Raw genomic sequence first — 19,779 nt, 5'->3', positions numbered from 1 at the left:
TGGATCCTCCGGTTGCCGGGAAATGCGTGCATTTTCCACCTGGGCACATCGATGCCGTTGGCCCGTGAGGATCCACCCCTCTTTGCTCTCACGTGCATGGGTGGGACGCGTTCATTTCATTCTCCATTATCTTGATGAGGGCCGGCGCATCGTGGCGCCGGCCGCAGGAAATTCGTTCGCGCGAAGCGGTCGGGGAAGCCGCTTCGCGCGAGGAGGCTCAGAGCGCGTGGGCCTGGTCGCCGGCGACCGGTGCGGCGCTGCCCTGCTCGTCGGCCACATAGCGCAGTTCGCGGTTCAGCACGCGCGTCGCGCGGGCCCGGTCGATGTCGTTCTCCCACACGGCGACGACCACCGTCGCGACGCAGTTGCCGATCAGGTTGGTCAGCGCGCGGGCGATGCCGACGAACCAGTCGACCGGCAGGATCAGCACGAGGCCGAGCACCGGAATCGCGGGAATCGCCGACAGCGTCGCCGCGAGGATCACGATCGCCGACCCCGGAATCCCGTGCGCGCCCTTCGACGTGACGAGCGATACCAGCAGCACGACGATCAGGTCATGCGTGGACAGTGGCGTGTTGGTGGCCTGCGCGATGAACAGCACGGCGAGCGTCAGGTAGATCGAAAAGCCGTCGAGGTTGAACGAATAGCCGGTCGGGATCACCAGGCCGACCGTCGAATCCTTGATGCCCATGTATTCGAGCTTGCTCATCACCTGCGGCAGCACCGCGTCCGACGACGCCGTGCCGAGCACGATCGACAGCTCCTCGCGCAGGTAGCGGATCAGCTTGAACACCGAGAAGCCCGCGATGCGCATCACGATGCCGAGCACGACCGTGACGAACACGATGCAGCTCAGGTAGAACACGGCGACGAGGTAGCCGAGCTGCTTGAGCGACGCGACGCCGTACTTGCCGGTCGTGAACGCGATCGCGCCGAGCACGCCGAGCGGCGCGAGCTTGATGATGAAGCCGATGATGCGGAAGAACACGTGCGACAGTTCCTCGATCAGGCTGTTCACGCGCTGCGCCTTGTCACCGAGCAGCGACAGCGCGGAGCCGAACAGCACCGCGAACACGAGGATCTGCAGGATGTCACCCTTCGCGAACGCGTCGATCGCGGTCTCGGGGATGATCTTCATCAGGTAGCCGGCCGTGTCCTTCAGGCTTTCGGCATTCTTCGCATACGACGAGAGCGAGGCCGCGTCGAGCGAGCGCAGGTCGATGTTCATCCCGACGCCCGGGCGCGTCAGCCACGCGAGGACGAGCCCGATGCCGAGCGCGATCGTCGTCATCACCTCGAAGTAGACGACCGCCTTCAGGCCGACCCGGCCGACCTTCTTCAGGTCGCCCGCATTGGCCATCCCGCTGACCACGACGCAGAACACGATCGGGCCGATGACCATCTTGATGAGCTTCAGGAAGCCGTCGCCGAGCGGTCGCAGCGACTCGGCGAAATGCGGGAAGAACGCGCCGAGCGCGACCCCCAGGATTAATGCGACGACTACCCGGCCAAACAGCGAATTGAGGAATTTCGACACGGCGCTCTCCCGATCCAACGGTTGCAGTTTCGTCTGTTCATACTGGTAAGACCAGTGATGTTATGGTGGATAGTAGGAAGCCGATATAGTCGCGTCAAGGGCGAACAAAATAGGGATTTCCCGCGCATGCGGGGGCGGATCGTGGCTTTCCCGTAGGCCGGTCATGCATCGTGCGCGGGCGGATTACAATGCCGGTCAGACCGGCCATCGTTCACATCATGAAAAACGTTCCGCACACCGTGACCGACGCCGCCATCGCGACGATCCGCGACCGGATCGAGGCAGGCGTGTACCCGGTCGGCAGCCTGCTGCCGGCCCAGCGCCAGCTCTCCGAGGAGCTGGAAATCAGCCGCGCGTCGCTGCGTGAGGCGCTCTCCACGCTCGAGGCGCTCGGGATGCTGCGCATCCGCGCCGGCAAGGGCGTCTATGTCGAAAGCGCCCAGGCGACGGCCGCCCATCCGTGGCAGTTCGCCGAGCAATCGTCGCCGCCCGACACGTACCAGATGCGCTACGCGCTCGAAGGGTTCGCCGCGCGGATGGCCGCGCACGTCGTCACCGACGACGACATCGCATGGTTCGAGGACAATCTCGCCGACCTGCACGTCGCGCTGACCGAAAGCGCACTCGACGAAGCGTCGCGGCTCGACTTCGACTTCCACATGCGGATCATCCATCTCGCGGGCAACGCGGCGATCGAGTCGGTGCTGCGCAGCAGCGCGGACATCATGAAGGAAAGCCAGCGCATGCCGTTCTATCGGCGCGAGCTGCTGCTGTCGACGTGGCACGAGCACCGTGCGATCGTCGACGCGTTGATCGCCCGCGATGCGGCCGCGGCCGGCACGGCGATCGAGACGCACATCGCGAATGCCGCGCAACGCGCGGGCATCTTCTTCCCGACGCCGGGCGCCTGACGCCGCCGTCGGCCGGCGGTCCCGGCCGCCGCGGCCGCCCTTCTCCGGTCGTACCGGTCATCCCCCCGAAGGATCGCGATACGCAAGCGCACGCGCGATGAACGCGCGCGCCGCGACGCTGCGGTACGCGCCCTTGCGCGTGAGCAGCGCCGCCGTGCGCGACGGCAGCGGCGGATCGAGCGCCAGCGCGCACAGGTCGCCGCTCTCGCCCGCGACCGCGTCCGGCAGCACCGTCGCGAGCCGCCCGCGGCGTACGAGCTCCAGCACCGCGCTGACCGTGTTCGTCTCGATCGCGATCGTCGGCCGCGCGCCCTGTTCGATGAAGTACCGGTCGATGCTTTCCCGCGTCGCGAACGCGCGGCTCAGCAGCACCAGCGGCTCGCCGACGAGCTCGGCCGGGCTCAGCGCGCGCCGGCGGCGGGCAAGGCGGTGCGTGCGGCCCGTCACGAGCGCGAGCGGTTCGTCCCACAGCGGCAGCGCGTCGATGTCCGGCGCGCGCGGCGGCACGAACGCGAAACCCGCATCGAGCCGGTCGTCGGCGAGCAGCGCCTCGATGCGCTCCTGCGGCATCGCGTCGATCGTCAGCGCGACGTTCGGGAAATCCGCATGGAACGCGTCGATCAGCGAGCCGCTCAGGTAGGCCGCGAAGGTCGGCATCATCGCGAGCCGCAGCGAACCGCTGCCGAGATCGGCGACGTCGTGCAGCGCACGCTGCCCGGCATCGAGCTCGTGCAGCGCCGCGCGCGCGTGACGCGCGTAGACCTCGCCGAATTCGGTGAGCTGCACCGCGCGGCCCGAGCGGTCGAACAGCTGCACGCCGAGCATGTCCTCGAGCTGGCGGACCTGCTGCGACAGCGTCGGCTGCGACACGTGCAGCACATCGGCCGCGCGCGTGAAGCTGCGCTGCTCGGCGACGGCCAGGAAATAGCGAATGTGGCGGAGTAGCATCGTGGGCGATGTATTGGTAATGCCAATGGATACCATAAGAATCCAGTCTTGGACGCTATGGTTCGATTTCCGCATCATACGCACATCCGCTCCCGCCCACGGCGCCTGGCCGCCGCACCGGAGCGGCCCACCCGGGCCCGCCCTCCCTTCGCCCGCTGCACGACGCGCCGCCCGGCGCGCATCGGCACATCGTCGATCCGTTGACGCCGGCCCCGATTTCCGCAACCCGCTTCGCCGACGACCCATGCCGCCGGCCGGCGCCGCTGTTTTTTTCGCGACCATGGAACCGCATCACGACAACCATCCTCCCCTGACCCGCGCGATGACGCTGCTGTTCGCCTGCGCGTGCGGCATCGTCATCGGCAACATCTATTACGCGCAGCCGCTGCTCGCAGCGATCGCGCACAGCTTCGGCCGCCCGCCCGCCGAACTCGGCTATCTCGTCACGCTGACCCAGCTCGGCTACGCGGCGAGCCTGCTGCTGATCGTCCCGCTCGGCGACGCGGTCAATCGCCATACGCTGATCGTGCGGCTGCTCGTGCTCAACGTGATCGCGCTGGTCGGCGTAGCGTTCAGCACGAACTTCACGATGTTCGTCGTCGCGAACGTCGCGCTCGGCTTCGTCACGTGCTCGACGCAGTTGCTCGTGCCGTTCGCCGCCTCGCTCGCCGATGCGCGCACGCGCGGCCGCGCGGTCGGCACCGTGATGAGCGGGCTGCTGCTCGGCATCCTGCTCGCGCGCGTCGCGGCCGGCGCGATCGCCGACGGGTTCGGCTGGCGCGCGGTGTACGGAATCGCCGCGGCGATGATCCTCGCGCTGACCGGCGTGCTCGCGGCGAAGCTGCCGAAGGACCGCCGCCACGCGCGGCTCGACTACGCGGCGCTGATGAAGTCGCTCGTCGCACTGGTGCGCGCGCAGCCGCTGATCGCGCTGCGCTCGACCTACGGCGCGCTCGTGTTCGCATGCTTCAGCCTGCTGTGGACCGGCCTCACGTTCCTGTTGAGCCAGCCGCCGTACAGCTATTCCGAAGGGCAGATCGGCCTGTTCGGGATCGTCGGCGCGGTAGGCGCGCTCGCGGCGACGTCGGCCGGCCGCCTCGTTGATCGCGGCCACGGCAACGCGGCGACCGGCCTGTTCGCGGCGGCCGTGCTCGCCTCGTTCGCGCTGATCGCGGCCGGCGCGCATTCGCTCGTCGCGCTGATCGCGGGCATCCTGCTGCTCGAAGTGGGCGTGCAGGGCATGCACATCTCGAACCAGAGCGTGATCTACGCGCTCGCCGGCCACGCGCGCAGCCGCGTGACGACGATCTACCTGACGAGCTACTTCGTCGGCGGCGCATTCGGGTCGTTCGCGGCGAGCGTCGCGTACGGCATCGACGGCTGGCGTGGCGTGTGCATCGCGGGCGCGGCGCTCTCGGGCGTGCTGATCGCCCTGTGGCTCGTGTCGCAGCGCGTCGGCGCGCGGCAAGTCACGCAATAGCCCGCTTTCGCCCTCGCCAATGAAAAAGGCACGCTCCGCAAATCGCGGGCGTGCCTTTTCTGCATGCGCACCGTCGCGCCATCAGCAGACGATCATGCCCCCTCGTGCGCGAAATCGATCAGCACCTTCATCGCACGCTGCCGGTCACCGGCCAGTTCGAACGCGCGATTCGCGTCGCGCAACGGGAATACGCCCGTCACGGCCGGGCTCAGGTCGACGCGCCGCGCATTGATCAACTGCACCGCGAGCGCGAATTCCGCATGGAAGCGGAACGACCCGCAGATCGACAGCTCCTTGGCGACCACGACGTTCTGCGGCAGGCTGACGTCGCCGCCGAGCCCGAGCTGCACGACGACGCCGCGCGGCCGCATCACGTCGAGGCCGTCGCGCAATGCGCGCGCATTGCCCGAACACTCGATCATCACGTCGAACGTCCCCTTGTCGGCGCCGTAGCGCGCGACCCAGCCGGTGTCCGTCGACGCGTTGATCACGTGATCCGCGCCGAGCGCGCGGGCAACCTCGAGCGGCGCATCGACCACGTCGGTCGCGACGATCTCCGCCGCGCCGTGCACGCGCGCCGCCGCGACCGCCAGCACGCCGATGGGCCCGCACCCCGACACGAGCACGCGGCGGCCGATCAGCGGGCCGGCGCGCGACACCGCATGCAGCCCGACCGCGAACGGCTCGGCGAGCGCCGCGAGCGACAGCGGCACATCGTCCGCCACCTTCACGCACTGCACGGCATCGCACACGAGCGCGTTGCGAAATGCGCCCTGCACGTGCGGCATGCGCATCGCGCTGCCGTAGAAGCGCATGTCGAGACACTGGTTCGGGAGCCCTTCCAGGCAGTAGCGGCACGCGCCGCACGGGCGGCTCGGATTCACCGCGACGCGATCGCCGACCTTCACCGACGTCACGTCCGGCGCGACCGCCGCCACCGTGCCGGCCACTTCATGGCCCAGCACCATCGGCTGCTGCAGCCGGATCGCGCCGAAGCCGCCATGCCGGAAATAATGGAGATCGGAGCCGCAAATGCCGCCCATCGCGACATCGACGCGCACCTGGCCCGGGCCGATCTCGCCCGCGTCCCGCTCTTCGAGCCGCAGGTCGTTCGGCCCGTGGATCACGAGACACATGCAACGCATACGCATGACGTTCTCCTATACCGCGCTGGTCAGGCCGCCGTCGACGAACAGCGTCTGGCCGTTCACGAAATCCGATGCGGCCGACGCCAGGAAGATCGCCGCGCCGCACAGCTCGTCGACGCGCCCCCAGCGGCCGGCCGGCGTGCGCTTGCACAGCCAGTCAGAGAACGCCGCGTCGTCGACCAGCGCGCGGTTCAACTCCGTCTCGAAATAGCCTGGCGCGAGGGCGTTCGCCTGGATGCCGTGACGCGCCCAGTCGGCGCACATCCCTTTCGTCAGCATCCGCACCGCGCCCTTCGTCGCCGCATACGGCGCGATCGTCGGCCGCGCAAGCTCGCTCTGCACCGAGCAGATGTTGATGATCTTGCCGCGGCCGCGCGCGATCATGTGGCGCGCCACCGCCTGCGCGACGTTGAACACGCCGTCGAGATTCACGCGCATCAGCGCATGCCAGTCGTCCGGATCGAATGCATCGAGCGGCGCGCGGCGCTGGATGCCCGCGTTGTTCACGAGGATGTCGATCGCGCCGACGCGCGCCTCGAAATCGTCGATCGCCGCACGCACCTGCGCGTGCTCGGCGACGTCGAACACCGCGTGATCGGCCGCGAAACCTTCATCGCGGAAATGGTGCGCGAGCGTCGCGGCCTTCTCCTCATTGCGATCGTTGATCACGATCGCAGCACCGGCCTCCGCGAGCCCGCGGGCGAGCGTCAACCCGATCCCACGTCCGGAACCGGTGATCAGTGCGCGGCGGCCGTCCAGGCGGAACCGGTCAAGCGCGTTGCTCATGCGTGTCTCCTCGTGCCATCGAGCCGACCGCCGGTCGCGGCCGGTCTCGCGATGAGCGTATCTTCGGCGCTCCGCCGGAGTCGCGCCAATGGTCTTTTTTGATCCGGTTATCATGAAATCAGATCACCGTCCGCCGCCCGCCCACCATGGAACTCAAGCAATTGCGCGCCTTCGTCACGCTCGCGGAAGAGCTGCATTTCGGGCGCGCCGCGCAGCGCCTGTTCATCGTGCAATCCGCGCTGAGCATGCAGATCAAGGCGCTCGAGGAAGATCTGGGCGCCCGCCTGTTCGAGCGCGACCGCCACAAGGTCGAGCTCAGCGATACCGGACGCGTGTTCCTGCCCGAGGCGCGGGCGACGCTGCAGCAGGCCACGCGTGCGGAGCAGATGGCGCGGCTGTCGAGCCGCGGCGAGATCGGCACGCTGCGCATCGCGTTCGTGTCGTCGGTGCTGCCGGCGCTGCTGCCGGCCGTGCTGCGCACGATGCGCGAGCGCTATCCACTGATCGCGCTCGAACTGAAGGATCTGCCGACACCCGACCAGATTGCCGCGCTGCGCGACCGGCGCATCGATTTCGGAATGATCCGGCTGCCGGCCGCGTATGCGGGCATCGACACGCGCGTGGTGCTCGAGGAGGGCTTCGTCGTCGCGCTGCCGATCGACCATCCGCTCGCCGCGCACGAGACGATCGCGCCGGCCGCGTTGCGCGGCCAGCCCGCGTTCGTGCTCGCGCGCCGCTACGCGCCCGGCTTTCACGACGACATGCTGCTCGCGCTGAGCCGCGCGGGCACGACGCTCGAGATCGCGCAGGAATTCGGCGAATTCACGACGATGCTCGCGCTCGTCGCGGCCGGGATGGGGATCGGGCTGATCCCGGCGGAAGCCGCGAGCGCGCTGCCGCCGAACGTGCTCGCGCGGCCGCTCGACCTGGCCGGGCACCGGACCGGCATCGGCCTCGCGTGGACCGACCTCGAAAGCCCGCTCAAGCGCGCGTTCGTCGACGCGCTCGAACACGTGACGGCGAACGCCGGGCAATAAAAAAGCCCGGCCGGAAAAACCGGGCCGGGCTCGTTCGCCACGCAGACCGCCTTGCGGCGGCCGCGCGACGTGCGGGATTACTTCGCGTTCGCGAATGCGACTGCCGTATCCAGCATGCGGTTCGAGAAACCCCACTCGTTGTCGTACCAGCTCGACACCTTGACGAGGCGGCCCGACACCTTGGTCAGCGTCGCATCGAACGTCGACGAAGCCGGGTTGTGGTTGAAATCGATCGACACCAGCGGTGCGTCGTTGTAGCCGAGGATGCCCTTCAGCGCGCCTTCCGATGCTTCCTTCATGATCGCGTTGACTTCCTCGACCGTCGTGTCGCGCTTCGCGATGAACGACAGGTCGACGATCGACACGTTGATCGTCGGGACGCGGATCGCGTAACCGTCGAGCTTGCCGTTCAGTTCCGGCAGCACGAGGCCGACGGCCGATGCAGCACCCGTCTTCGTCGGGATCTGGCTGTGGGTGGCCGAACGCGCGCGGCGCAGGTCTTCGTGGTAGACGTCCGTCAGCACCTGGTCGTTCGTGTACGCGTGGATCGTCGTCATCAGGCCGGTTTCGAGGCCGATCTTGTCGTTCAGCGGCTTGACGAGCGGCGCGAGGCAGTTCGTCGTGCACGATGCGTTCGAAATGACGGTGTGCTCGGCCTTCAGCACGTCGTGGTTCACGCCGTAGACGATCGTCGCGTCGACGTCCTTGCCGCCCGGCGCCGAGATGATCACCTTCTTCGCGCCGCCCTTCAGGTGCGCGCTCGCCTTTTCCTTCGTCGTGAAGAAGCCCGTGCATTCCATCACGATGTCGACGCCCAGCTCGCCCCACGGCAGTTCCGCCGGGTTGCGGTTGGCCAGCACGCGGATCTTGTCGCCGTTCACGACGAGGTAGTCGCCGTCGACCGACACTTCGCCCGGGAACTTGCCGTGCGCGGTGTCGTACTGGGTCAGGTGCGCGTTGGTCTTCGCATCGCCCAGGTCGTTGATCGCGACGATCTCGAGATCGTGCTTCTTGCCGTTTTCATAAAACGCGCGCAGCGTATTGCGGCCGATACGGCCGTAGCCGTTGATTGCGACGCGAATCGTCATGGTCTATCTCCTGATGGCTGAAAAAATTCGTTTCGTGCAGCTTCACGGTGCGACGCGCGCGGGGGTGACGCGCGTCGCGAATGCTTTTAGGCCAGCACGGCCTTCGCGGTCTCGACGACGTGCTCGACGGTGAAGCCGAAGTACTTGAACAGCACGCCGGCCGGGGCCGATTCGCCGAACGTGTCGATCCCGACGACGCCGCCTTCGAGGCCGACGTACTTGTGCCAGAACGCGGTCACGCCCGCTTCGATCGCGACGCGGCGCACGCCGTGCGGCAGCACGCGTTCACGGTATTCGGCGTCCTGGCGGTCGAACACGTTGGTCGACGGCATCGACACGACGCGGGCCGCGATGCCCTGCTGCGCGAGCGGCTCGACGGCCTTCATCGCGAGTTCGACTTCCGAGCCCGTCGCGATCAGGATGATCTTGCGCGCGACGATCTCTTCGTCCCAGTCCTTCAGCACGTAGCCGCCCTTCTCGATGTTCGCGATCTGCGCGTCGGTGCGCGGGTTGAACGCGAGGTTCTGGCGGCTGAAGATCAGGCTCGACGGACGGTCTGCGGCAACCGCGTGGGTCCATGCGACGGCCGTCTCGACCGTGTCGGCCGGACGCCATACGTCGTGGTTCGGGATCAGGCGCAGGCTCGACACGTGCTCGATCGACTGGTGCGTCGGGCCGTCTTCGCCGAGGCCGATCGAATCGTGCGTGAACACGAAGATCGACGGGACCTTCATCAGCGACGCGACGCGCAGCGCGTTGCGGCTGTAGTCGGAGAACGTCAGGAAGGTGCCGCCGAACGGCTTGTGGCCGCCGTGCAGCGCGAGGCCGTTGATCGCGGCGCTCATACCGAATTCGCGCACGCCGTAGTTGATGTGGTTGCCGAGCAGCACGCCCGCGCCTTCCGGATTCGCGCGGACCGCCTTCGATGCCTTCCAGTTGGTCAGGTTCGAGCCGGTCAGGTCGGCCGAGCCGCCGAGCAGTTCCGGCAGTGCGGCAGCCAGCCCTTCGATCGCCTGCTGCGATGCCTTGCGGGTCGCGACCGTCTCGGCGCGCTCGTTCGCGCCGGCGATGATCGCCGCGGCCTTCTCGGCCCAGTCGGCCGGCAGCTTGTTGGCCATCCGGCGCTCGAATTCAGCGGCTTCCGCCGGGAACTTCGCGCGATATTGCGCGAACGATGCGTCCCACTCGGATTCGGCACGCTTGCCGGCTTCCTTCGCGTCCCACGCCGCATAGACTTCCTGCGGGATCACGAACGGTTCCCACTTCCAGCCGAGCGCTGCGCGCGTCTTCGCGATTTCTTCCGCGCCGAGCGCCGCGCCGTGCACGTCGTGGCCGCCGGCCTTGGTCGCCGCGCCCTTGCCGATCACCGTCTTGCAGCAGATCAGCGTCGGCTTGTCCGACAGCTTCGCCTTCGCGATCGCCGCGTCGACCGCGTCGACGTCATGGCCGTTCACGTTCGGAATCACGTTCCAGCCGTAGGCTTCGAAGCGCTTCGGGGTGTCGTCGTGGAACCAGTTGACGACGTCGCCGTCGATCGAGATGCCGTTGTCGTCGTACAGCGCGATCAGCTTGTTCAGCTTCAGCGTGCCCGCGAGCGAGCAGGCTTCGTGCGAGATGCCTTCCATCAGGCAGCCGTCGCCGAGGAACACGTACGTGTGGTGATCGACGATCTTCGCGCCGTCACGGTTGAACTCGTCGGCCATCAACGCTTCGCCGAGCGCCATGCCGACTGCGTTCGCGAGACCCTGGCCGAGCGGGCCGGTGGTCGTCTCGACGCCCGGCGTGATGCCGTATTCGGGGTGGCCCGGCGTCTTCGAGTGCAGTTGGCGGAAGTTCTTCAGCTCTTCCATCGGCAGGTCGTAGCCGGTCAGGTGCAGCAGCGAGTACAGCAGCATCGAGCCATGGCCGTTCGACAGCACGAAGCGGTCGCGGTCTGCCCAGTGCGGGTTCGTCGGGTTGTGCTTCAGGTGGCGCGACCAGAGCGCAACGCCGATTTCGGCCATGCCCATCGGCATGCCGGGGTGGCCGGAGTTCGCTTGCTGGACGGCGTCCATCGCGAGCGCACGGATCGCGTTGGCCATCAGGGTGGTGGAGGCGGGAGACGAAGTCGTCATGTCGAGTCCGGAGAACGAGTCGAGGAAACGGGGGCACGGCGGCATCCGGAAGCTCGAGCGTCAATCGTTCCCGGCGCGCGGTGCGGCGCCTGACGGACGCGAAGCGGACGGAGCCTACGGACGGGGCTGCAAAGCTCGACATTTTAACAGATGGGCTGACATTTCCCTTGTCGGCGCGCGGTGTTCCGGCACGCTTTTCCGCGGAACCGCATGCCTCCTATAATTCAGGCGTCGGAACTGCCCGCCCCGAGCGGCCCGCCCGTGAACACGACCCTTCTCTTCCATCCCACGCCCGACGCCGCGTACGGCTTCCCGAACGCACGCCGGCTCGCGCACGTCGCGTCGCCGCACCAGCACATCGAAGTCTGGGAAACCCCGCAGCTCGGCCGCCTGTTCACGCTGGACGGACGGCCGATGACGTCGGTCGGCGACGAATACGTGTACCACGAGTGCATGACGCACCCGGCCGCGCTCACGCATCCGTGCCCGCGCAAGGCGCTTGTGCTCGGCGGCGGCGACGGCGGCGCGGCGCGCCAGCTGCTCAAGCACGCGTGCATCGAGCGGATCGTCGTCGCCGAACTCGACAATGAAGTGGTCGGCATGGCGCGCCGCTATCTCGACGACGTGCACCAGGGCGCGCTCGACGACCCGCGCGTTGAGGTCGTGATCGGCGACGCCGCGCATTTCGTCACGTCGACCGTCGAGCATTTCGATCTCGTCGTGTTCGACCTCACGCCGCCCGATTCGCCGGCGGCCGGTCTCTATACGCGCGAGTTCTACGCGCGACTCAAGCGGATCCTCACGCCGTGCGGCGCGATCTCGCTGCATCTCGGCTCGCCGGTGTTCCACGCGGCGCGCATCGCCGCGCTGCTCGCCGACCTGCGCGCGAGCTTCGCGTTCGTCGATCCGTTGTCCGCGCACGTGCCGCTGTACGGATCCCAATGGCTGATGGCGATCGCGAGCGACACGCTCGATGCCGCCGCGCTGTTCGCGCACGACATCGACGAGCGTCTCTCCGCGCGCCGCGTGCAGGGCTTGCGCTACTACGATGCGCGGCTCCATGCGGCCCTCTTTGCCCTGCCGCGCGCGCTGCGCGATACACTGGGCGTTCGTCGCTGAGCGTCCCGGGCGGACGCATCGTTCTGCGGGTTGGCCGCGCGTTCTCCCGCGCTCGACCCGCGACGCCCGCGCCCGGAACGATGCACGCGGCCCGCCGGCATGTCCGCGGAACCGCACCGGGCGCCCGCGCGCCAATATCCGTTGGACTGCCAAGCATGGGACCGGAGTAACCGCTCAAGCGCCAACACCGTTCGACAGGAGATTTTCATGACCGATCCACGTCCGGCCAACGTGCCTTGGTTGACGCCTTACCTGGCCGTGCGCAATGCGCATGCGGCCATCGAGTTCTTCCAGGCCGCGTTCGGCTTCGAGTTGCGTGACGTCCTCGACGAGGACGGCGCGATCATGCACGTCGAGATGACCTACCGCGGGCAACTGATCGTGATGTTCGCGCCAGAAGGCGCGTTCGGCTCCACCGCGCTCACACCGAAGAGTGCGGGCGCAACCGCCCCGCAATCGTTCTATTTGTATGTCGACGACGTCGACGCGACCTGGCAGCGCGCGCTCGACGCGGGCGCAAAATCGCTGACCGCGCCGCAAGACCAGTTCTGGGGCGACCGCTTCGCGCAGATCGAGGATCTCGACGGCTACCGCTGGGCGCTCGCGCGCCGTCTGAGCGCATGAACGGAGCTGCGATACGCATGAGTGAAGCCACCACCACCGCGGCCGTGCCGCGCTTTTTCATCGAGGCGGCGCTGCGCACCGACGCGACGCTCGCATTGCCGGCCGACGTCGCGCGTCACGCGCAAGTGCTGCGGCTGCAGCCCGGCGACGCGCTGGCGCTGTTCGACGGCAGCGGCGGCCAGTACCGCGCGCGGCTCGTCGAGATCGACAAGCGCAGCGCGCTCGCGCAGATTGAGGCGTTCGACCCGGCCGAGGCCGAGCCGCCTTATCGCGTGACGCTCGCGCAAGGCATCGCCGGCGGCGACAAGATGGATTGGGTGATCGAGAAGGCCGTCGAGCTCGGCGTCGCGGCGGTCGTGCCGCTGTCGACCGCGCGCGGCGTCGTGAAACTGTCCGGCGAGCGCGCGGACAAGCGCGTCGCGCACTGGCGCGGCGTCGTGCGCGCGTCGTGCGAACAATGCGGGCGCAACCGCGTGCCCGACGTCGCGCCGGTACGCGGCTTCGGCGCCTGGCTCGATGGGCTGCCGGCCGCGCCGGCTGACGGCGAGCTGCGGCTGCTGCTGTCGCCGCGCGCGAGCATCCCGTTCGCGTCGCTGCCCGACGCGCCGCCCGCGGCGGCCGTCACGCTGCTGATCGGCCCCGAAGGCGGGCTGTCACCGGACGAGGAAAACGCGGCTCGCGCACGCGGGTTCACCGCGTTGTCGCTCGGCCCGCGCGTGCTGCGCACGGAGACGGCCGGCGCGGCTATGCTCGCGGCGCTGGCCGCGCGCTGGGGCGGCTGGTGACGAGCCCGACGTATCGCGACACGCGGCGCGCCGGCTCGCGGGGTCGCCACGCGAATGCGACGCGCGGACGCAAAAAAGCCCGCGCGAGGCGGGCCTTTTGCCGGATCGGCCGCGTTCGGGCGGCCGACGGGTTCGCGCTTTACGCGAACGAATAGAACACGCGGAACGCGACCTTGCGCTCGGCCCAGAATTCGGCGGCTTCGCGGAACACGTCGAGCAGCGTTTCGCGCCCTTCCTTGTCGAATTTCTGCGCGATCGGCAGCCCTTCGAGGACGATCACGAAACCGGGCTGCGCGCCGGCCTTCGCGACCAGGTCGGTCAGGCAGTCGTACAGCGCATCGTAGTTCTTCCCGAAATGTTTCGGAAACAGGAACGACGTCGCGATCGTCTCCATCACTTCCTGCTTCGACTGCGCGGCGCCGCAATACGCGTACAGGAAATGCTGGCCGAGCCGGTTGGCTTCGTCGGCGAGATCCTGCACGCGGAACGCGCGGATCGACTGCACGAGATTGGGTCGCACGGTCGTGAAAAGGCTCATAGGCTCCTCGTTCGATGAAAGCCCGGGCTCGGCTTCCTGTTGCTCCGGCGCGCCGCCGGCCTGTGCCGCCGCGTGGAGTTGCATCACGCGCTGAAACAGATTGCCGTCGCCGGCCGCGAACAGTTCCGCCGCCGCCGTATCGTGCGCGTAGATGGAGTCGCTCATTCCGTTCATCCCGAAGTCATTCAACAATACGTTTAAAACTGTTGTAGTGGTCGTCTGTGTAATAACAGTTGTCGATCCGGCGCAATGGCCCGCCGCAGACGATCCGGCGCGCGCCGCGATTGCGTGCGCGCGGCGTCGGCACCGTGTACTCGTGGTAGTAGCCGCGCTTCGCCTTCGGCAGAATCCGCTCGCGGTTGCCGAAGACGACGCCGTCTTTCTCGTACGGATAGGGGCCACCGGCGCCGATCAGGCCAAGCGTGGTCACGGCCTCGCGCGGCAGACGGGCGGTCGGGATCGTATCGACCCCGCCGACGGCCAAGTCGGCCGACGCGGCCTGCCGTGCGTAAGCGGCGGAAACCAGACTGCCCGTCGGTGTACCGACGATACCCATCGCGAACATCGCGAAGACGGACGCGAGCGCGCCGTTGCGGAGCCACTTGCGTGCCATGAACCAGGGTTCCCGCTGTTAAATCAAGTAGTTGACGACCAACCAAAGGCGTTAGCGTAGCGCTATTGTCCGCGCGAATCAATGTTCGTTTGGGAATCGAAAGGCTGGCCCCGCCCGGAATCGCGCATTTTTTACCGAAACAAGACTACATTTATCTTATATGAGATAGAATATTGGCGGCATCTCTCGTATGGCAAGACTTTGCCTCCTTGCCACGCTCGCTGCCTGGAGTGGAGAGATGTTGCTGCTGCTTATGGGAAGCGCGTTTGCGCCCTGCCCGACGGCGTGCCCATTGCGGGCGCGCCTCTTTTTGCTTTTGTTTACAATTTCACCCGACGCGCGGCACCGGTTCGACCGTTGCCGCGCGGTTCTTTCCGACTCAGCGTGCGGCGTTCACGTCGGCGACCAGCAGCGCCGCCATGTTGACGATGCGGCGAACGGTCGCCGATTCGGTCAGCACGTGCACCGGCTGAGCCGCGCCGAGCAGGATCGGCCCGATCGCGATGTTGTTGCCGGCCGCCGTCTTCAGCAGGTTGTACGCGATGTTCGCGGCATCGATGTTCGGCAGGATCAGCAGGTTCGCGTCGCCTTCCAGCGTCGATTCCGGCAGGATTTCCTTGCGCAGCGCGGCGTCGAGCGCGACGTCGCCGTGCATTTCGCCGTCGACCTTCAACTCCGGCGCACGTTCCTGCAGGATCGCGAGCGTATCGCGCATCTTCTGCGCCGAAGGCGCGTTGCTCGTGCCGAAATTCGAGTGCGACAGCAGCGCGACCTTCGGCTCGATACCGAACCGGCGCACTTCTTCCGCGGCCATGATCGTGATTTCGGCAAGTTGCTCCGGGGTCGGATCGACGTTCACATGCGTATCGACCAGGAAGATCTGGCGGCCCGGCAGCACGAGGCCGTTCATCGCCGCGTACACGCTGCAGCCCGGGCGCTTGCCGATCACCTGGTCGATGAAGTGCAGGTGGCGGTGCGTGGTGCTGATCGTGCCGCAGATCATCCCGTCCGCTTCGCCCTTCTTCACCAGCATCGAGCCGATCAGCGTCGTGCGACGGCGCATCTCCACACGGGCCAGCTGCTCGCTGATGCCCTTGCGCGCCATCATCTTGTAGTACGTCTGCCAGAAATCGCGGTAGCGCTCGTCGTGCTCGGTGTTGACGACCGTGAAGTCGGTGCCCGGCGTGAGACGCAGGCCGTAGCGCTGGATACGGTGCTCGATCACCGACGGACGGCCGATCAGGATCGGCTTGGCGAGCTTCTCGTCGACGATGATCTGCACGGCGCGCAGCACGCGCTCTTCCTCGCCTTCCGCGAACACGACGCGCTTCTTCTCCGCCGGCGCGCTGCGCGCGAGCTGGAAGATCGGCTTCATCGTCGTGCCGCTGTGGTACACGAACTGCTGGAGGTGAACGCGGTACGCCTCCATGTCCTCGATCGGGCGCGTCGCGACGCCGCCGTCCATCGCGGCCTGCGCGACGGCCGGCGCGATCTTGACGATCAGGCGCGGATCGAACGGCTTCGGAATCAAGTATTCGGGCCCGAACGACAGGTCCTGGATCCCGTATGCGGTCGCGACGATGTCGCTTTGCTCGTGCTGCGCGAGTTCGGCGATCGCGTTGACGGCCGCGATCTCCATTTCACGCGTGATCGTCGTCGCGCCGACGTCGAGCGCGCCGCGGAAGATGAACGGGAAGCACAGGACGTTGTTGACCTGGTTCGGATAGTCGGTACGGCCGGTCGCGAGAATCGCGTCGGGGCGCACTTCGAGCGCCGCTTCCGGCAGGATTTCCGGCGTCGGGTTCGCGAGCGCGAGGATCAGCGGACGCTCGGCCATGCCCTTCACCATCTCCGGCTTCAGCACGCCGGCGGCCGACAGGCCGAGGAAGATGTCCGCGCCGTCAATCACCTCGGCCAGCGTGCGGGCTTCGGTTTCGCGGGCGAAACGCTCCTTGTCCGGATCCATCAGCTCGGTGCGGCCCTTGTAGACCACGCCGGCCAGGTCGGTCACCGTGATGTTCTCGAGCGGCAGGCCGATGTCGACCAGCAGGTCCAGGCATGCGAGCGCCGCCGCACCCGCGCCGGACGCGACGAGCTTCACCTTCTTGATGTCCTTGCCGACGACCTTCAGGCCGTTCGTGACGGCCGCGGCCACGACGATCGCGGTGCCGTGCTGGTCGTCGTGGAACACCGGGATCTTCATCCGCTTGCGCGCTTCGCGCTCGACGATGAAGCAGTCCGGCGCCTTGATGTCTTCCAGGTTGATCCCGCCGAAGGTCGGCTCCAGCGCGGCGATCACGTCGACCAGCTTGTGCGGGTCCGACTCGTTCAGCTCGATGTCGAACACGTCGATGCCGGCAAACTTCTTGAACAGTACGGCCTTGCCTTCCATCACCGGCTTCGACGCGAGCGGGCCGATGTTGCCGAGCCCGAGCACCGCCGTGCCGTTCGTGACGACGCCGACCAGGTTGCTGCGCGCCGTGAAGCGCGCGGCGTTCAGCGGGTTCTCGACGATCTCCTCGCACGCATACGCGACGCCCGGCGAATACGCGAGCGCGAGGTCGCGCTGGTTGATCATCTGCTTGGTCGGGGCGATCGCGATTTTCCCCGGGGTCGGGAATTCGTGATAGTCGAGAGCGGCTTCGCGGAGCTTGGCTTTGGAGGAGGCTTGGGTCGACATGTGTCTCTTGACGTGCGGATTAGAATAACTGTTCGACGGCATTGTAGCGCCAATCGAAGGCCGCCAGACCGGCGATTCGGGTGCAACAGCCGCGACAAAAATGTACTGAACGGTGCAGGAACGGCGCCGTTCGCTGCGTACAATGCCGTTCCCTTCACCGCTTCCGGGTTCGTCCGCCGTGCCAGCCGCCTTGTCCGAGTTTTCGCTGATCGATCGCTTCTTCGCGCGCCGCGCGGCTCGGGGGGCGCGTGCGTCAACGCTCGGCATCGGCGACGATTGCGCGCTGATCGCGCCTCGATCCGGAAAATTGCTGGCCATTTCGACGGACATGCTGGTCGAAGGCCGCCATTTCTTCCCCGATGTCGCGCCCGACGCGCTCGGCCACAAGACGCTCGCGGTCAACCTGTCGGATCTCGCGGCGATGGGCGCCGAGCCGCGCGCGTTCACGCTCGCGTGCGCGCTGCCGCGCGCCGACGCGGCGTGGCTCGAGGCGTTCAGCAACGGGCTGTTCACGCTCGCCGAGCGGTTCGGCTGCGAACTGATCGGCGGCGACACGACGAGCGGGCCGCTGAACCTGTGCGTGACCGTGTTCGGCGAAGTCTCGCCGGACGCGGCGCTGCGGCGCGACGCCGCGCGTGACGGGGACGACGTCTGGGTGTCCGGCACGCTCGGCGACGCCCGCGCGGGGCTCGGGCTCGCGCGCGGCGAATGGACCGCCGGCGCGGACGAAGCCGCCGCGTTCCGGCAGGCGCTCGAGCGTCCCGAGCCGCGCATCGCGCTCGGGCTTGCGCTCGCTGGCGTCGCGCATGCGGCGCTGGACATCTCGGACGGCCTCGCCGGCGACTTGCAGCACATCCTGACCCGCTCGAACGTGCGCGCCGAGATCGACGCGGACGCGGTGCCGCGCTCGGCCGCGCTCGCGACGCTGCCGCCCGACGTACAGCGACGCTGCACGCTCGCCGGCGGCGACGATTACGAACTGTGCTTCACCGCGCCGGCCGCGGCCCGCGCGGCGATCGAGGCAGCGGGCGCGAGCGCCGGCGTTCGGGTGACGCGAGTCGGTACAATACACGCGCTGTCCTCGCCGTCGGAGCAGCCCGCGATCGCGTGGCGCGACGCCGCCGGCGCCCCCCTGACTCTCACGTTGCACGGTTTCGACCACTTCCATGCAGACTGACCCGACCGCGCAATCCGCGGCCGCGCCCGGCGCCGCCCGACACGTGCCGCAGCGCGCCACCGCGCGCTTCATGCTGTCGCACCCGGCGCACATCGTGTCGCTCGGCTTCGGCAGCGGGCTCGCGCCGTTCATGCCCGGCACGTTCGGCTCGCTGTTCGGCTGGCTCACGTTCGTGGTGTTCAACCGCTACCTGACGGTGCCCGAATGGTGGGCGCTGATCGCGGTCGGTTTCGCGGCGGGCACGTGGATCACCGGTTTCACTGCGCGGAAGATGGGCACGTCCGATCCGGGCGCCGTCGTCTGGGACGAAATCGTCGCGATCTGGCTCGTGATGCTGTTCGTCACGCCCGCGACCTTCATCGGCCAGTTGTGGGCGTTCGTCGTGTTCCGCTTCTTCGACATGCTCAAGCCGCCGCCGATCCGCTATTTCGACCGTCGCGTGAAAGGCGGGCTCGGCATCATGGTCGACGACCTGATCGCCGCGTTCATGACGCTGCTCGTGATCGCGTTCTGGCGCTCCGTCGTCGGCTGACCGATTTCCCGACTCCCGTTTCCCGACGCGCATGCCAACCGATTCCGTCGTCCATCAGCTTGCGATCCGCGCAGGCAACAAGCTGCGTGACGAGCACCTGTCGCTCGCCATCGCCGAATCCTGCACGGGCGGCATGATCGCCGCCGCGATCACCGACATCTCCGGCAGCAGCCAGTGGTTCGAGCGCGGCTTCGTCACCTACTCGAACCAGGCGAAGATCGACATGATCGGCGTGCCGCCCGACCTGATCGAGAAGCACGGCGCCGTCAGCGAGCCGGTCGCGCGCGCGATGGCCGAAGGCGCGCTGCGCAACAGCCGCGCGCAGGTCGCGCTGTCCGTCACCGGCATCGCCGGCCCGGCGGGCGGCAGCGAGAAGAAGCCGGTCGGCACCGTGTCGTTCGGATGGAGCAACCGGCTGCATACCGACGTCGAGACCCTCGTGTTCAAGGGCGACCGCGAGCAGATCCGCACGCAGGCGGCCGCGCATGCGCTGCGCGGGCTGCTGAAGCTGCTCGACGAACGCGAACGCTGATTCGCCGGCGCAGCGGCAGGGGCGGCCTCCGCCCGTGCCCGCCTGCTGGATCGCGTCGGGCTTCACGACGCTCCCGCTCTTGTCCGCCGTGACCGGCAGGCCGGGCGCGTTCTGCCGCGCGGCCCGCGGA

Annotated in this window: 18 protein-coding genes; 9 read left to right on the top strand and 9 right to left on the bottom strand. The window is 67.8% G+C overall.

Annotated elements, in window-relative coordinates; translation table 11 throughout:
• Positions 1 to 217: 217 nt before the first annotated feature.
• Positions 218 to 1,537, bottom strand: coding sequence for a C4-dicarboxylate transporter DctA (locus HWX25_RS25140; RefSeq protein ID WP_059535511.1), 1,320 nt, complete (start codon positions 1,535 to 1,537; stop codon positions 218 to 220).
• 188 nt (positions 1,538 to 1,725) lie between these two features.
• On the opposite strand from HWX25_RS25140, the gene HWX25_RS25135 reads away from it, so the two are divergent.
• Positions 1,726 to 2,448, top strand: a complete 723-nt coding sequence (locus HWX25_RS25135; protein WP_175911119.1) for an FCD domain-containing protein — start codon at positions 1,726 to 1,728, stop codon at positions 2,446 to 2,448.
• 57 nt (positions 2,449 to 2,505) lie between these two features.
• Here HWX25_RS25135 and cynR read toward each other — a convergent pair whose 3' ends face one another.
• Positions 2,506 to 3,396: a transcriptional regulator CynR gene (gene cynR / locus HWX25_RS25130; protein ID WP_175911117.1), complete on the bottom strand. Its 891-nt coding sequence runs from the start codon at positions 3,394 to 3,396 to the stop codon at positions 2,506 to 2,508.
• Between the two features lie 280 nt (positions 3,397 to 3,676).
• On the opposite strand from cynR, the gene HWX25_RS25125 reads away from it, so the two are divergent.
• On the top strand, positions 3,677 to 4,876 hold the full coding sequence (locus HWX25_RS25125) for an MFS transporter (RefSeq protein ID WP_175911115.1): 1,200 nt from the start codon (positions 3,677 to 3,679) through the stop codon (positions 4,874 to 4,876).
• A gap of 92 nt (positions 4,877 to 4,968) precedes the next feature.
• Here the strand turns inward: HWX25_RS25125 and HWX25_RS25120 are convergent, their stop codons facing one another.
• Positions 4,969 to 6,027, bottom strand: coding sequence for an L-idonate 5-dehydrogenase (locus tag HWX25_RS25120; protein WP_175911113.1), 1,059 nt, complete (start codon positions 6,025 to 6,027; stop codon positions 4,969 to 4,971).
• Positions 6,028 to 6,036: 9 nt separating this feature from the next.
• Complete coding sequence (locus HWX25_RS25115; RefSeq protein ID WP_059820429.1) at positions 6,037 to 6,810, bottom strand: SDR family NAD(P)-dependent oxidoreductase; 774 nt, start codon at positions 6,808 to 6,810, stop codon at positions 6,037 to 6,039.
• A gap of 146 nt (positions 6,811 to 6,956) precedes the next feature.
• Between HWX25_RS25115 and HWX25_RS25110 the strand changes: the two genes are divergently transcribed.
• A complete protein-coding gene (locus tag HWX25_RS25110; RefSeq protein WP_175911111.1) occupies positions 6,957 to 7,847 on the top strand; it encodes a LysR substrate-binding domain-containing protein in 891 nt (296 codons plus the stop codon).
• 77 nt (positions 7,848 to 7,924) lie between these two features.
• On the opposite strand, the gene gap is transcribed toward HWX25_RS25110, so the two are convergent.
• Entirely contained in the window at positions 7,925 to 8,935 is a 1,011-nt protein-coding gene (gap, locus tag HWX25_RS25105; RefSeq protein WP_175911109.1) for a type I glyceraldehyde-3-phosphate dehydrogenase, read from the bottom strand.
• Positions 8,936 to 9,021: 86 nt separating this feature from the next.
• Positions 9,022 to 11,094 carry a transketolase gene (gene tkt / locus HWX25_RS25100; protein ID WP_059689086.1) on the bottom strand — a complete coding sequence of 691 codons (2,073 nt, stop codon included), beginning with the start codon at positions 11,092 to 11,094 and terminating at the stop codon, positions 9,022 to 9,024.
• A 216-nt stretch (positions 11,095 to 11,310) separates the two neighbouring features.
• On the opposite strand from tkt, the gene speE reads away from it, so the two are divergent.
• The 3 genes from speE to HWX25_RS25085 all read left to right on the top strand — a co-directional run bounded on the left by speE (position 11,311) and on the right by HWX25_RS25085 (position 13,577).
• A complete protein-coding gene (speE, locus tag HWX25_RS25095; RefSeq protein WP_175911107.1) occupies positions 11,311 to 12,168 on the top strand; it encodes a polyamine aminopropyltransferase in 858 nt (285 codons plus the stop codon).
• A gap of 207 nt (positions 12,169 to 12,375) precedes the next feature.
• The gene (locus HWX25_RS25090; protein WP_059535265.1) at positions 12,376 to 12,792 is read left to right on the top strand and encodes a VOC family protein; all 417 of its coding nucleotides are present in this window, start codon (positions 12,376 to 12,378) and stop codon (positions 12,790 to 12,792) included.
• A gap of 17 nt (positions 12,793 to 12,809) precedes the next feature.
• Positions 12,810 to 13,577 (top strand): 16S rRNA (uracil(1498)-N(3))-methyltransferase, encoded by a 768-nt coding sequence (locus HWX25_RS25085; RefSeq protein WP_175911105.1) that lies wholly within the window; start codon positions 12,810 to 12,812, stop codon positions 13,575 to 13,577.
• Between the two features lie 139 nt (positions 13,578 to 13,716).
• Here HWX25_RS25085 and HWX25_RS25080 read toward each other — a convergent pair whose 3' ends face one another.
• The 3 genes from HWX25_RS25080 to HWX25_RS25070 all read right to left on the bottom strand — a co-directional run bounded on the left by HWX25_RS25080 (position 13,717) and on the right by HWX25_RS25070 (position 17,450).
• Positions 13,717 to 14,280: a barstar family protein gene (locus HWX25_RS25080; protein WP_059820729.1), complete on the bottom strand. Its 564-nt coding sequence runs from the start codon at positions 14,278 to 14,280 to the stop codon at positions 13,717 to 13,719.
• A 16-nt stretch (positions 14,281 to 14,296) separates the two neighbouring features.
• Positions 14,297 to 14,728, bottom strand: coding sequence for a ribonuclease (locus HWX25_RS25075; protein ID WP_014898117.1), 432 nt, complete (start codon positions 14,726 to 14,728; stop codon positions 14,297 to 14,299).
• A gap of 379 nt (positions 14,729 to 15,107) precedes the next feature.
• A complete protein-coding gene (locus HWX25_RS25070) occupies positions 15,108 to 17,450 on the bottom strand; it encodes an NADP-dependent malic enzyme (RefSeq protein WP_269467394.1) in 2,343 nt (780 codons plus the stop codon).
• A gap of 100 nt (positions 17,451 to 17,550) precedes the next feature.
• On the opposite strand from HWX25_RS25070, the gene thiL reads away from it, so the two are divergent.
• The 3 genes from thiL to HWX25_RS25055 are packed head-to-tail and all read left to right on the top strand — an operon-like array spanning position 17,551 to position 19,649.
• Positions 17,551 to 18,585 carry a thiamine-phosphate kinase gene (thiL, locus tag HWX25_RS25065; protein WP_175911103.1) on the top strand — a complete coding sequence of 345 codons (1,035 nt, stop codon included), beginning with the start codon at positions 17,551 to 17,553 and terminating at the stop codon, positions 18,583 to 18,585.
• On the top strand, positions 18,575 to 19,117 hold the full coding sequence (locus tag HWX25_RS25060) for a phosphatidylglycerophosphatase A (RefSeq protein WP_059535259.1): 543 nt from the start codon (positions 18,575 to 18,577) through the stop codon (positions 19,115 to 19,117). The genes thiL and HWX25_RS25060 overlap by 11 nt, the downstream gene beginning before the upstream one ends.
• Positions 19,118 to 19,148: 31 nt before the next feature.
• Complete coding sequence (locus HWX25_RS25055; protein WP_175911101.1) at positions 19,149 to 19,649, top strand: CinA family protein; 501 nt, start codon at positions 19,149 to 19,151, stop codon at positions 19,647 to 19,649.
• Positions 19,650 to 19,779: the final 130 nt, after the last annotated feature.

It is taken from the genome of Burkholderia sp. BCC1640, assembly GCF_902833125.1.
Lineage (GTDB): Bacteria > Pseudomonadota > Gammaproteobacteria > Burkholderiales > Burkholderiaceae > Burkholderia > Burkholderia diffusa.
The sequence above is the reverse complement of the archived record's forward strand: the minus strand, read 5'-3'. Positions and strand labels throughout refer to the sequence as shown.